The sequence below is a fragment of the Acidaminococcus timonensis genome (assembly GCF_900106585.1).
Lineage (GTDB): Bacteria > Bacillota > Negativicutes > Acidaminococcales > Acidaminococcaceae > Acidaminococcus > Acidaminococcus timonensis.
This window is the reverse complement of record NZ_FNWH01000004.1, coordinates 19208-32788: the sequence shown is the minus strand read 5'-3', so window position 1 is coordinate 32788 and position 13581 is coordinate 19208. Positions and strand designations below refer to the sequence as shown.

Here is a 13581-nt window from a genome sequence, read left to right as displayed (position 1 = left end):
GGGTGTACACCATGAATGATATGGAACAGCGGACCCAGGCCATCATCGAAGCCTGTGCCCGGGAAAAGGAAACCAATCCTCTGGCCATTTTCCGCCATGTGGCGGGACAGGATTTCGTGCGGATCCACGGGCCGGAGCACCATGTACTGGATGGAGCCTGTCTCCTGACCGCTCTCCATCATGCGGGCATGGAGTTCGATCTGCCGGAACAATTGAACAGACTGCGACAGGAGGGCCTCCAGATGCCCGGAGCCATCTGTGGCCACTGGGGTGTCTGCGGGGCTGTGGCTTCCGTTGGGGCCGCTCTTGCTCTTCTGGAAGGAACCGGGCCGCTGACCACGGATTCTTCCTGGGGCAGCCATATGACGTATACGGCCCGGGCTCTGGCCAATCTGGCGGCCATCGGAGGGCCCCGGTGCTGCAAACGGGATGCCTTCACAGCCCTGAAAACAGCCATTCCTTATGTAAAGGAACGGTTCGGGATCGACCTGCCGGAAGAAAGGACGGTCTGCGGCTTCTATCTCCGGAATCAGCAGTGCCTGGGGAAAAGGTGTCCCTACAATCCGGAACATCAGGCGGTGGTTGCACGGTAAAGGACAGCTGCCTCTTTTTTCTTCTCCCATTCTAGTGTAAAATAGAACTATTATGTCTGTGACACTGCATTGGAGGAACGTGTATGAAGAAAAAATACTGGCTGGGCTTTTGGGCTGCTGCCATTTTTCTGTTGTTTTTTATGAATTCTTCCCTGCCCCTGACGGACAGTGTGGAAGGGAATTACGCCCTGACGGCCAAGGAAATGGTCCTGAGTGGCGACTGGCTGTCACCCCAGATCTATGGCCGTTACTGGTATGACAAACCGGTCTTTGCCTACTGGATGATCGCCCTGGGTTTCAAGATTTTTGGCTTCAGTGAATTCGGTGCCCGGTTCTTTCCCTCCCTGTTCGGGCTGGGCGGGCTGTGGCTTACGGTAAAGGCCGGCAAGAAGCTCTATGGAGAAGAAGTGGGCTTCCTCAGCGGTGTCCTTCTGCTTATGACCCTGCAGTTCTTTACCATTTCCAAGAGCGTGCTCACGGATGGCATGCTGCTTCTGTTCATGGATGGGGCGCTGCTGTGTTTCTACCTGGGCTACAGTACCCGGGAGAAAAACTGGTATTACGGGCTGTACCTCCTGGCTGGGCTGGCTACTTTGACCAAGGGACCCATCGGGTTTCTCATGCCCGGTTTCATCATCACCCTGTTCCTGCTGTACCAGAAGGACTGGAAATGTCTGAAGAGCGCCCATCTGCCTTCAGGCATTGTCTTATTCCTGCTGGTGGCCCTGCCCTGGTACATTGCCATGGCCAGGGTCCATCCGGATTTCCTGGGTAGTTTCCTGGGGACTCAGAATGTGCTGCGGGCAACGGTCTCGGAACATCCCCGGGACAATGTAATCTGGTACTATACGGCGGTGAACCTGCTGAACGCCTATGCCTGGGTGGGGTTCATACCGCCCATGCTGTGGAATCTGGTACGGAAGAACGGGCAATGGAAGTATCCGGCACCCCGGGAGGCGTTCCTGCTGCTGTGGATGGCAGCCATTTTCGTGTTTTTCCAGTGCATGGCCACCAAATACATCACCTATACGTATCCGCTGCTGCTGCCTCTGTGTGTGCTTACGGCAGATTACATCTGGAAAAAGGGACAGAAGCTGGAAGTCAGATGGATGCTCCTTGGGAACATCCTGTTTTACGGAGCACTGGCTGTGGCAGCCTGGAAATTGCCCAAACTGGCACCCAAGGTATTTGCCCATCCCATGAATGTATTTTACTTCATGCTCATCTACACCCTGTGCATGGCCGTACTGGTCCTGCATCGATACAAGGGAAAAAGCAGCCAGGAAGTGTTCTCCACAGTGATCCTGCTGACCATTGCCTTCCATTGCTGCAGCCTGGACCTGTTGGCCCAGCCGCTGATGTACGATGTGACCGGTAAGACAGCGGCCCAGTTCATCAATTCCATGGTGCCGGCAGATGTGCCCATCTACATCCGGGGCGGCGGCTATCCCACCTCTGCGGTGTTCTATACGGGCCGGGAGATGGTGATGCTGGTGCCCGACCAGGAAGCCGATGCGTTCCAGCCCCGGCAGGACAGCTGGTCGGCCAAGAACATCATGCCCTGGACTACTTATGGTAAGGTGCAGCAGCAGTCGGGCAAGGCGGTGGTGCTGGTGGACACCCATACGAAGAAACTGACTACCAAACTGGAAGAGGACTGGCCGGCCACCTGGAAGCGGATCAAGCTGCCCGGTCAGTGGACGGTTATGATCAAGGAGCGGTAATATGGAAGAAGAACAGTTGCAGGCCTATTTGGAGAAACAGGAGTTCATTGGTTTCCAGGTCCACCAGGCCGAGTTGGAGAAACCGGAGGGGACGGCCCGGTATTTTCAGTTGCTGGACTACGTGGGCAGTCATCCCCAATGGGCCAGAAAATTCTGCAGCCGCTGGGGGCTTTCTTTCCATGAGGATTGCGGACAGTATCTGTGGGAGAACCAGGGAGCGGTGGATTTTGTTAAGAAGCTGGGGGAGATATTTCCATTTCTGTTCTACCTGGCAGAGAAGGAAGGGGAGACCCTGAAGCTTCTGGTGATGCTCACCTGCCGCAGTGACAAGCTGGAAGGGGACAACCTTTCTCTGGACCGGGAAAAGTTCAATGCCTATCTGAAACAGCAGCTGAAAGGGCTGCTGTTCATGAGCGAGAAAACGGGCCTTAGCCCGGAGAATGCCCAGAGTCTGATACAGGGTGTCTATGCGTATTTTGGATTGACTGACTGACCAGTCAAATTCACAAATCATTCAAGAATTTGCCCTTCCTTTGACACAAGATATGGCTATACTAATACTCGTAACAGGGATTACCCCTCCTTGTTACATCTTCCCCATCAAATCATCATAAACAACTTCCTTTCAAGGAAAAGGCCTTCTGCTTCCCCAGCAGAAGGCCTTTTCCATTCCTGTGGTATATATGGTTACATGCTACAGGATTTTTTACTTTGTCACTCCGTGTTTCTGGGCGAAGTCCAGGAACGTATGGATGTTCTCGAAGCTGGCGGTATTTTTCAGCCAGAGCATTTCGATGCCATAATACAGTGGCGGATTCAGAGAAATGGGTACCAGGTCCGGCTCCCGTTCGGCCACCGGCCGGTACAGGAATCCCCCGGCTGCCCCGTTCTTGATCAGCTGGATTTTGGTGTACAGCTGGCTGGTGGACCAGAGAATCTTGGGCGTACAGTGATCTGCATGGAACCGTTCCAGGATCTTTTCCCGGAAATGCTGGTGACCCTCGATTTCCACCAGGGCCATCTGGGCTACCTGTTTCAGGGAAATGGTTTTCTCCGCAGCATAGGGATGCTCCCGGTTCACACAGTACACGATTTCACTCTGGCGCATGGCACAGGCATCCGTGTTCGCCTGGTCGGACCCCAGTCCACTGACCAGGGCGATGTCGATCCGTTCCTCCTGGAGAGCTTTCCGCAGGCTCAGGGAATTGCCGTGGTGGAGTTCCAGCCGGATGTCCGGGTATTCTTTGTGGAACTGGGCCAGCAGGGGAACCTCCAGTGACTCGATCATGGGTGGCAGGCCGATCCGTATACAGGTGTTCTTCTTCTGCAATCGGGTCATGTCATCGCTGATCTGTTTGGCTTTGTCCAGCAGTTCCTCCACTTCCAGCAGGAAATAGGAACCCTCTGTGGTCAGTGTCAATTTCTTGTGGGATCGTTTGAACAGTTTCAGATCAAACTCTTCTTCCAGCTCGCGGATGGCTGCTGACACCGCAGGTTGGGAGATTTGGAGATTTTCGGCAGCCTTGGTGATGCTCTGCTGCCGGCAGACTTCCTGGAAATAGCGCAATTGATGTAATTTCATACTTTCTCCTCCCAAACCTTGGTGGTTCTCCCGGTTTGTTTATTGTCTTGTCTTAAATATATTATATACAAAAGAATCAAAGAAAATAATAACAGATTTATTTATAAATAACATAATTAATAACGATGTGATCTACATCTGAAATGTTTGTGGGGCAACCCTCTTTTCCAGGAATTTCTGATATAATAGTAGTATTTTGAAAAGGCGGCTTACAAAGAGTCATTGGGGGAGGAAAAAACGTGAAAAAAGAAACAGGCAGCCTGGTATTGTGCGGTCTCTTTACGGCTCTTATGGCGGTGGGTGCGTTCATCCACATCATGCTGCCCGTCGGGCCATTTCAGGTGACCGTGTCTCTCCAGATCTTCTTTGCCATCCTGGCCGGGCTGTTCCTGGGGTCCCGGCATGGTTTTCTGAGTGTCCTGGCCTACCTGGTGCTGGGCCTGGCAGGGGTACCCATCTTTGCCCATGGAGGTGGCCTGGGCTATTTGCTGAAACCCACCTTCGGCTTTTTGCTGGGATTTCCCTGTGCGGCCTGGGTGGCCGGGGTATTGGGCGGTGACAACCGGAAGACGGGATTGCAACAGCTGCTGGCGGCAGCGTTCGGTGGAGAAATGATTTATTATTTCACCGGTCTTGTCTACTATTCTATCATGTTCAACGTTGTGCTTCAGAATGGGGAGGGCATCGGGTTCATCAGACTTTTGGAAGTATGGTTCTTCAGTACGGTGATCCCGGACGGCATTATCTGCGTACTGGCTGCGCTGGTGTATCGGAAACTGGCCCCTCTGGTAAGGAGATAATATGAGAAAACTGATCATTGCCACCCGCGGCAGTAAGCTGGCCCTGGCCCAGACGGAAATCGTCCGTCGGCTATTGCAGGAGGTACAGGTGGAAACGGCCATCCATACCATTACCACGGCCGGGGATCGGGATCGGATCCATGCCCTGGTGAAAATCGGCGGACGGGGCGTCTTCGTGCGGGAAATCGAGCGGGAACTCCTCAGTGGAGAGGCGGATCTGGCTGTGCACAGCGCCAAGGACCTTCCCTATGAACTGGCTCCCGGTCTGGTGATTGCCGGCACGCCCAAAGCAGCTGATCCCCGGGATGCGCTGGTCACCCGGAAGGGAAAGAACGGAGGCGGTCCTTTGGTCATCGGAACCGGCAGTCCCCGGCGGATCGCAGAACTCAGACCTCTTTATCCGGAAGCGGTGTTCAAGGATATCCGGGGCAATGTGACCACCCGGCTCCATAAACTGGATCGGGGAGAATATGATGCCATTGTGCTGGCTATGGCCGGCCTGGAACGGATGGGCGTGGATGCATCGGCTTATGACCTCCATCCCTTTGACGTGGAGCAGGTGATGCCTGCCGGTTGCCAGGGCATCATTGCTGTGGAATGCCGCAGCCGGGACAGGGAACTGATGGCACTTCTCCAGAAAATCAGCCATGGGATCACCTGGCGGCGTTTTTTGCTGGAACGGGAACTGTTCTGCAGCATGAAGGTGGATTGCGCCATGGCAGTGGGTATCCACGCCAGTTTCCCCCGAAAGGGAGAGGTGCGCCTGGGGGCCATGCTGGATGGGGTGAAGGCTTTCCGGCAGGGGCGGACAGAGAACCATGCTCTGCTGGCGGCGTCTCTGAAAAAGGAGTTGTATGATGGGAAATCATGAAAATGCAGGAAAGGTGTGGCTGGTGGGAGCCGGCTGCAGCGCGGGACTTTTGACCCTGGAGGGACTGGAACGGTTGCGGCAGGCCCAGGTGGTGCTGTACGATGCCCTGCTGGATCCGGCCCTCCTGGCGGAGATTCCCGACGGGGCAGAAGCCATTCCGGTGGGAAAACGCTGCGGCCATCACAGTCTGAAACAGACAGCCATCAATGACCTGCTGGTGAAGAAAGCCCGGGAGGGGAAACGGGTGGTCCGTCTCAAGGGAGGCGACAGCTTCGTACTGGGACGGGGCGGAGAAGAACTCCTGGCCCTGCAGGCTGCCGGTATCCCCTATGATATGGTTCCCGGAGTCACTTCGGCGGTGGCGGTACCGGAGCATCTTGGTATCCCGGTGACCCATAGGGGGCTGGCCCGTTCGTTCACGGTGGTCACTGGCCATACCCGGAATGGAGATCTGGAGGATTGGCAGGCGCTGGCAGACCTGCAGGGAACCCTGGTGTTCCTTATGGGACTGGGCCAGCTTGCCCATATCTGTGAAACCCTGCTGCAGCATGGGAAAGCCCCGGAGACCCCAGTGAGCGTCCTGTGCGGCGGGTACAGCGGGGAGGAGCTGCGGCTGGACGGGACCCTGTCCACCATGGTGGAAAAAGCCCGGGGAAAGGCATTTGCACCTGCCATCATCGTGGTAGGCCCTGCAGCGGCCATGCACCTGGAAGGAGAGTCGAAGGACCCGGTGATGGTCACAGGCAGTCGCAGCTTCTGCCACCAGGTGGCGATGGCTCTGGAACCTTTGGGATGGTCGGTGAAACAGGTTCCGGTGCTGGAAATAGAACCATGCACCGACAGGCTGCCCACGTCCATTTTAGAGGCTACCTGGCTGGTGTTTACCAGCCGGAACGGGGTACGGCTGTTTGGCCGGTGGCTTCGTCAGCATTCCCTGGATCACCGGAAACTGGCAGGGTGCCGGCTGGCGTCCCTGGGGGAAGGAACGGCGGACGAGCTGTCCCGGCTGGGTTTTACAGCCGATCTGATGCCGGAAACCTATACGGCGGAAGCGCTGGGGAAAGCGCTGGCCAGGGCAGTGGCACCCGGGGAACGGTGCGTATTATTGCGGGCCGAGGAAGGCTCCCCGGATTTGCCCCGGATCCTGGAAAAAGCCGGAGTCGCCTATGAAGATATCCCCATTTACCGGGTCCGTCCCGTCCAACGGGCAGCTGTCGAAAAAATGGAACTGGCTCCCGGGACGCTGATCTTCGGCAGCGCCAAAGGGGTCCATTCCTTCTTTGCCCACTATACACTGGTCTCCGGGACGAAGATCCTGTGTATCGGACCCGTTACGGCAAAAGCCGTCCGGGAAGAAGGCTTTTCTGAACCGGCCTGTGCCATGGTCCATTCAGTGGCAGGACTGGTGCGGGAGGTACAGGAACCATGAGTTATTTTCCCATGATGATCCAGCTGGAACACGCTCCGGTGCTGCTGGTGGGCGGTGGCAGAACGGCCCGGCGGAAAGCTGCCATCTTACAAGAATTCGGTGCCGCCGTGGAGGTGGTGGCCCCTGCCATGGATCCGGAGATCCGGGGCCTGGATGTCATCCTGCACCAGCGTCCCTTTGCGCCCTGTGATCTGGAGCGGCAGCCCTGGCGGCTGGTGGTGGCGGCCACGGATGACCGGGCCGTGAACCGGGTGATCAGTGAAGGGTGCCGGAAGCGGGGCATCCCGGTGAATGTGGTGGACGATCCGGAGCTGTGCACTTTCATCTTTCCAGCCATCGTGAAACAGCAGGAGCTGGTGTGTGCTGTCAGCAGCGGCGGCCGCAGCCCTCTGGTGGCCCAGTGGGTGAAACGACGGCTGCAGCAGGTGATGCCGGAGAATCTGGGGACCCTCAACGAGGCCATGGGGCAGTTCCGTAAAGTGCTGCAGCGGGAGGAACCGGAGGAAGGGAAACGGCGGGCTTTGCTGAAAAAAAAGCTGGCGGAGTTATTGGGAAAGGGACTGTAAAGGCCAAAGTCCCTTTCCCGATTTTTTTTGAAAAAATCCCGGAAAAGTACTTGCATTATTTCCAGACTCTGATATAATAACAACTGTAAGAAATAATAAATATCAACAAGTATCAAATCCAAAGAAATATCGCTGGATTTGCAAGTTTCAAGGGGAGGAAATATCATGAAAAAATTCATTTGCAGAGTTTGCGGTTATGTCTATGAAGGGGAAGAAGCCCCGGAAAAATGCCCTCAATGCGGTGCACCGAAAGACAAATTCGATGAACTGAAGGAAGGCGTGAAAGAATACGCTGATGAACACGTTGTAGGCGTTGCCAAAGGCGTAGATGAAAGAGTCCTGGAAGGCCTGCGTCAACACTTCACCGGTGAATGCTCCGAAGTGGGTATGTACCTGGCTATGAGCCGTGTAGCTGACCGGGAAGGGTATCCGGAAGTGGCTGAAGCCTACAAACGGATCGCTTTCGAAGAAGCTGAACATGCTGCCAAATTCGCCGAACTGCTGGGCGAAGTGGTAACTGACAGCACCAAGAAGAACCTGGAAATGCGGGCTGCTGCTGAACAGGGTGCCTGCGCCGGCAAGAAAGAAATCGCAACTCTGGCCAAACAACTGGGCTACGATGCCATCCATGATACCGTTCATGAAATGGCTAAAGATGAAGCTCGTCATGGCCGTGTATTCGATGGCCTGCTGGCTCGTTACTTTGCAAAATAATCCCGGAGCCTTTCTGCTCCCAGGGAATCAAAAGGTGTCGCTGCGGCGGCACCTTTTTTTGTATGGTATAATACAGTCATCATGAATCAGGAGGGGATCGGGTTGGAAGAGGCACAGAAAAAACGGAATGCCGTGTTGGCCCGGAAGGTGATCCGAGGATTGGAATCCCGGAATATGCATGCCTATTATGCGGAAACGGTGGCTGACGGGGTGCAGCAGGCTTTGCGTCTGATTCCGGAAGGCAGTGTGGTGACCATGGGCGGCAGCACTTCCGTACGGGAAAGCGGCCTGGTGGAAGCCCTGAAACAGGGAAACTACACTTTCATCGATCGGGAGGAGTATGCTGACCGGGAGGAGGCCCATCACAAAGCCTATACGGCGGACTGGTACCTGACCAGCTGCAATGCCATGACCGACGACGGGGTGATGGTTAACATCGACGGCAATGGCAATCGGGTTTCGGCCATGGCCTACGGACCGAAACACGTACTGTATCTGATCAGCCTGGACAAGGTGTGTAAAGGCCTGGAGGCGGCTCTGGACCGGGCGGAAAACAGGGTGGCGTCCGTGGTGGCCATCAAATACAAGGTGAAGACACCCTGCACGGTCACCGGCCTGTGTTCCCACTGCAAAGCCATCGATACCCGCTGCTGCCAGATCCTGATCACCCGTTTTTCCCGGAATCCGGACCGTGCCCATGTGATCCTGGTGAACGAACCGCTGGGATTGTGACTTTCACTGCATACGATTTTATCTGAAGAGAAAATAAGGAGGAACGATTGTGGAAACCAAAAAGATCCAGTTCGCCAGTGATTATCAGGAGGGAGCGGCCCCCGAAATCCTGGCTCGGCTCCAGGAAACCAACTGGGAGCAAACGGCTGGCTACGGGGAAGATGGTTATTCAGAAAGTGCCCGCAGCAGGATCCGGGAAGCCTGCCAGGCTCCTGAAGCAGAAATCCATTTCCTGGTGGGGGGTACCCAGACCAATGCCACGGTCATCGATACGGTGCTGCGGCCCTATCAGGGCGTAGTAGCAGCGGCCACCGGCCATGTGAATGTTCATGAAGCCGGAGCCATCGAATACGGCGGCCACAAGGTGCTGGCCGTGCCGGAGGAAGATGGCAGGCTGACGGCGAAAGCCCTGGAGGCCTTCGTGAAGAACTACTGGGACGACGCCAACCGGGAACATATGGTGATGCCCGGTATGGTGTACCTGTCCCAGCCCACGGAAATGGGGACCCTGTACACACTGGCCGAGCTGGAAGCTATCAGGGCCGTATGTACGGCGTACAAGCTTCCCCTGTTCGTGGATGGGGCCCGGCTGGCCTACGCTCTGGGCACACCGGAAAACGACGTGACCCTGCCCGATCTGGCTCGTCTGTGCGATGTGTTTTACATCGGCGGGACCAAATGCGGGGCTTTGTTCGGTGAAGCTGTGGTATTCCCCAAACCCGGATTCGTGCCCCATTTCTTCACCATGGTGAAGCAGCATGGTGCCCTTCTGGCCAAGGGACGGATCAGCGGTCTCCAGTTTGAGACCCTGTTTACGGACGGACTGTATGAAGGACTGGGCCGGCATGGCATCCAGATGGCCCGGAAGATCCGCCGTGCCCTGCTGGAAAAAGGGTATGAACTGCCTTATCCGGCACCCACCAACCAGCTGTTCCTGCTGCTGGACAAAAAGAAGGCCGACGAACTGGCCGAAAAAGTGGTGCTGGGGTTCGGCACAGAGTGGCCCGACGGAAGGGTTCTCATGCGCATCTGCACCAGCTGGGCCACCCGGGAAGAGGATGTGGAGAAGCTGATTGCCGTCCTTTAGGAAATAGTGGCTGGTGAAGGAAGTCAGCTCACAGGCCAGGGACGGGCTTACCTGGCCTGATATTTTTTGTTCATCTGTACCAGGTACTCACAAATCTCATAGTCCCTTGACTTTTCCTCTTTTTCGGATACAATATGAATTAATGGCATATGCCGATAATAAAAGGCGAGGTGAGAAGATTGCCCAGACCGGTTCGGAAACGGCGGGTGTACCAGCAACCAGGGAGTTTCTATTTTGTGGGGGCCAACCCTTCCAGGGGCGACGTGGTATTGACCCTGGATGAATTCGAGGCCGTGCGGCTCTGCGACTATGTGGGGCTGGAGCAGGGGGAGGCAGCGAAACGCCTGGATGTGGCCCGCTCCACATTTCAAAACATCCTCAACCGGGCTCGGAAAAAGCTGGCAGAGGTCCTGATCTACGGGAAAGACCTGCGGATCGAGGAAGGCAGCGTGGAGTTCGCCCGGGACCCGGAATGGGGCTGCTGCCAGTTCATCCTGCAGTCGGTCCGCCGGGTGGGCGGTCTTCCAGATTTTCCGAAGGAGGAACAGGATATGAAAATTGCAGTGACCTATGATGCGGAAAACGGCGAGATTTTCCAGCATTTCGGCAGGACGGAGAATTTCAAGGTCTATGAGGTGGAAGACGGCCAGGTGAAGGAAGCTAGGGTGGAAAGCACCAACGGGCAGGGGCACGGCGCCCTGGCCGGTGTGCTGAAGGATCTGGGGGTGGAAACCCTGATTTGCGGCGGCATCGGCGGCGGGGCCCAGCAGGCCCTGAACGCCCAGGGTATCCGTTTCTACGGCGGCTGCAGCGGTCAGGCAGACCAGGCGGTGGCCGATTTCCTGGCCGACAAGCTGGCCTACCAGGAAGACATCCAGTGCGCCCATCATGAGCACCACGACCACGGCGAAGGCGGCTGCGGCCATCACGGCTGCCATCATTGAGACCTGACATAAAATGGGTTGTTCCCACAAAGGACAACCCATTTTTTTTATGTTATAATGGGAACAATTTTGAAAGCATAAGGAGATAACCATGTCTGATTACTTCATTTCCCAGGTCTATCCCTCGGACGCCCGGACCAATGCCCAGGTGGACGCCCTGCTGCAGCAGGAGGGGATCCGGCGGGATGCCAACCTGGATTATACCTGCGTGATGTTCGACAACGACTACCACGCCATCGCCACGGGCAGCTGCTTCGGCAACACCCTGCGCTGCATGGCCGTGGATCACCACCACCAGGGCGAGGGGCTCATGAATGAGATCGTGTCCCACCTGGTGCAGTACCAGTACGAACGGGGCAACCTGCACCTGTTCCTGTACACCAAATGCAATTCGGCCAAGTTCTTCGGCGATCTGGGCTTCTACGAAATCGCCCGCATCCAGGACCAGATTGTGTTCATGGAAAATCGGAAGGACGGTTTCTCCAGCTACCTGGACCAGCTGGCCCAGACAAAGGTGGACGCACCCAAAGTGGGTGCCATCGTCATGAATGCCAACCCCTTTACCCTGGGACACCAGTACCTGGTGGAAAAAGCGGCGGCGGAAAATGATGTGGTGCATCTGTTCATGGTCAGCGAAGACGCCAGCCTGTTCCCTTATACTGTGCGCAGGCAGCTGATCAAAGCCGGTACGGCGCACCTGAAGAACCTGCGGTATCACGACAGCGGTCCGTACATCATCAGCCAGGCCACGTTCCCCAGCTATTTCCAGAAGGATGCGGAAGCGGTTATCACCAGCCATGCCAACCTGGATCTGGCCATCTTTACGAAAATCGCCCACAAGCTGGGTATCACTGCCCGGTATGTGGGAGAGGAACCCACCAGCGTGGTTACCGGTCTGTACAACCAGGTGATGCAGCAGAAGCTGCCCGAGGACGGCATCCAGTGCATCGTGGTGCCCCGCCGGGAAGAAGACGGCCAGGTGGTCAGTGCTTCCACCGTGCGCAAGGCCATCCAGGAGGACAACTGGGACCTGGTGCAGCAGCAGGTGCCTCCCACCACCTGGGAATTCCTGCGCAGTGAAGCGGCCAAACCCATCATTGCCAAAATCAGGAGAGAGAAAGACGTGGTCCATTATTAAGGGGGGCCACTCTTGACAATTATACTGTATCTGATATAATTACACCATCACAATTACATATAGCTCATCAAGAGTGGTGGAGGGAATGGCCCTTTGAAGCCACAGCAACCATGGCCTTTGGGTCAACGGTGCTAAGTCCTGCAATGCGTTATTCGATTGTGAGATGAGAGTCCCATATGTACTCTCATGTTTTGAGAGTATTTTTTTTGCAAGGAGGAAACTATGAGAAAAGTCTTTACGTCTGAATCTGTGACGGAAGGGCATCCTGACAAGATTGCCGATCAGATTTCTGATGCGGTGCTGGATGCCATCTTGGAAAAAGACCCGGATGCACGAGTGGCTTGTGAAACCCTGGTGGCGACAGGCCAGATCCATATTGTAGGGGAAATTTCCACCAGCTGCTACGTGGACATCGCCAAGATTGCCCGGCAGACGGTGATCGATATTGGTTATGACCGTGCCAAATACGGCTTTGACGGGGCCACCTGCGGAGTCCTGATTTCCATCGATGAACAGTCTCCGGATATTGCCCAGGGGGTGGATGAATCGGACGAAGCCAAGGCCGGTGACCATACCGACGATGAAAAGATCGGCGCCGGCGACCAGGGTATGATGTTCGGATACGCCACTGACGAAACCCCGGAATACATGCCCCTGCCCATCTCTTTGGCTCACAAGCTGGCCCGCCGGCTGGCCCAGGTCCGCAAGGAGGGCATCCTGCCCTACCTGCGTCCTGATGGCAAGACCCAGGTTTCTGTGGAATATGAAGACGACAAACCTGTCCGCGTGAATACCATTGTGGTCTCCGCCCAGCATGCTCCGGAAATTTCCATGGAACAACTGCGCAGGGACATCCTGGAATACGTAATCAAACCGGTGGTCCCGGCTGACCTGCTGGACGAAGACACCATCTACCACATCAATCCCACCGGCCGGTTCGTCATCGGCGGTCCTCAGGGGGATTCCGGTCTGACCGGGCGGAAAATCATCGTGGATACCTATGGCGGCATGGCCCGTCATGGGGGTGGCGCTTTCTCCGGAAAGGATCCCACCAAGGTGGACCGGAGTGCGGCCTATGCAGCCCGTTATGTAGCCAAGAACGTGGTGGCAGCCGGCCTGGCCCGGAAATGCGAAATCCAGCTGGCGTATGCCATCGGTGTGGCACGGCCGGTTTCCATCAGCGTGAACACCTATGGGACCAATGCCATTCCTGAAGAAGAAATCGTGAAACTGATCGAAAAGAACTTCTCCCTGACCCCGGCAGGCATCATCAAGAGCCTGGATCTGCGGCGACCCATCTACAAGCAGACGGCAGCCTACGGCCATTTCGGCCGGACGGATGTGGATCTGCCCTGGGAACGGCTGGATAAAGTGGATGCACTGAAAAAGGCACTGCAATAA

The 13581-nt window shown here is 55.9% G+C and carries 14 protein-coding genes and 1 riboswitch; of the genes, 13 read left to right on the top strand and 1 reads right to left on the bottom strand.

All coding sequences use genetic code 11. The annotated features are described in order from the left end of the window. The first annotated feature begins 11 nt into the window (after positions 1–11). The 3 genes from BQ5462_RS00490 (at position 12) to BQ5462_RS00480 (ending at position 2810) form a co-directional block, all read left to right on the top strand. Positions 12–593, top strand: a complete 582-nt coding sequence (locus BQ5462_RS00490; RefSeq protein ID WP_071141748.1) for a DUF5714 domain-containing protein — start codon at positions 12–14, stop codon at positions 591–593. An 83-nt stretch (positions 594–676) separates the two neighbouring features. Next, positions 677–2317 (top strand): ArnT family glycosyltransferase, encoded by a 1641-nt coding sequence (locus BQ5462_RS00485; RefSeq protein ID WP_071141504.1) that lies wholly within the window; start codon positions 677–679, stop codon positions 2315–2317. Between the two features lies 1 nt (position 2318). After that, on the top strand, positions 2319–2810 hold the full coding sequence (locus tag BQ5462_RS00480) for a hypothetical protein (RefSeq protein ID WP_071141503.1): 492 nt from the start codon (positions 2319–2321) through the stop codon (positions 2808–2810). Between the two features lie 213 nt (positions 2811–3023). On the opposite strand, the gene BQ5462_RS00475 is transcribed toward BQ5462_RS00480, so the two are convergent. Beyond that, positions 3024–3899, bottom strand: coding sequence for a LysR family transcriptional regulator (locus tag BQ5462_RS00475; RefSeq protein WP_071141502.1), 876 nt, complete (start codon positions 3897–3899; stop codon positions 3024–3026). Between the two features lie 239 nt (positions 3900–4138). On the opposite strand from BQ5462_RS00475, the gene BQ5462_RS00470 reads away from it, so the two are divergent. From BQ5462_RS00470 to metK, 10 genes are all read left to right on the top strand, one after another. Further along, positions 4139–4699, top strand: coding sequence for a biotin transporter BioY (locus BQ5462_RS00470; protein ID WP_071141501.1), 561 nt, complete (start codon positions 4139–4141; stop codon positions 4697–4699). 1 nt (position 4700) lies between these two features. Further along, the gene (gene hemC / locus BQ5462_RS00465; protein ID WP_071141500.1) at positions 4701–5570 is read left to right on the top strand and encodes a hydroxymethylbilane synthase; all 870 of its coding nucleotides are present in this window, start codon (positions 4701–4703) and stop codon (positions 5568–5570) included. Continuing rightward, the gene (cobA, locus tag BQ5462_RS00460) at positions 5557–6999 is read left to right on the top strand and encodes a uroporphyrinogen-III C-methyltransferase (protein ID WP_071141499.1); all 1443 of its coding nucleotides are present in this window, start codon (positions 5557–5559) and stop codon (positions 6997–6999) included. The genes hemC and cobA overlap by 14 nt, the downstream gene beginning before the upstream one ends. After that, a complete protein-coding gene (locus BQ5462_RS00455; RefSeq protein WP_071141498.1) occupies positions 6996–7565 on the top strand; it encodes a precorrin-2 dehydrogenase/sirohydrochlorin ferrochelatase family protein in 570 nt (189 codons plus the stop codon). Before cobA ends, BQ5462_RS00455 begins: the two co-directional genes overlap by 4 nt. A 165-nt stretch (positions 7566–7730) precedes the next feature. Next, a complete protein-coding gene (locus BQ5462_RS00450) occupies positions 7731–8279 on the top strand; it encodes a ferritin family protein (protein ID WP_012938354.1) in 549 nt (182 codons plus the stop codon). Positions 8280–8381: 102 nt separating this feature from the next. Then, a complete protein-coding gene (locus BQ5462_RS00445) occupies positions 8382–9011 on the top strand; it encodes a lactate utilization protein (RefSeq protein WP_071141497.1) in 630 nt (209 codons plus the stop codon). A gap of 49 nt (positions 9012–9060) precedes the next feature. Then, entirely contained in the window at positions 9061–10098 is a 1038-nt protein-coding gene (locus BQ5462_RS00440; RefSeq protein WP_205407905.1) for a threonine aldolase family protein, read from the top strand. A 170-nt stretch (positions 10099–10268) separates the two neighbouring features. Next, positions 10269–11042 carry a NifB/NifX family molybdenum-iron cluster-binding protein gene (locus tag BQ5462_RS00435; protein WP_407923317.1) on the top strand — a complete coding sequence of 258 codons (774 nt, stop codon included), beginning with the start codon at positions 10269–10271 and terminating at the stop codon, positions 11040–11042. Between the two features lie 91 nt (positions 11043–11133). Then, positions 11134–12180 carry a [citrate (pro-3S)-lyase] ligase gene (citC, locus tag BQ5462_RS00430; RefSeq protein ID WP_071141494.1) on the top strand — a complete coding sequence of 349 codons (1047 nt, stop codon included), beginning with the start codon at positions 11134–11136 and terminating at the stop codon, positions 12178–12180. 61 nt (positions 12181–12241) lie between these two features. Next, positions 12242–12350: riboswitch (SAM riboswitch) on the top strand. A gap of 52 nt (positions 12351–12402) precedes the next feature. After that, the gene (gene metK, locus BQ5462_RS00425) at positions 12403–13581 is read left to right on the top strand and encodes a methionine adenosyltransferase (RefSeq protein WP_071141493.1); all 1179 of its coding nucleotides are present in this window, start codon (positions 12403–12405) and stop codon (positions 13579–13581) included.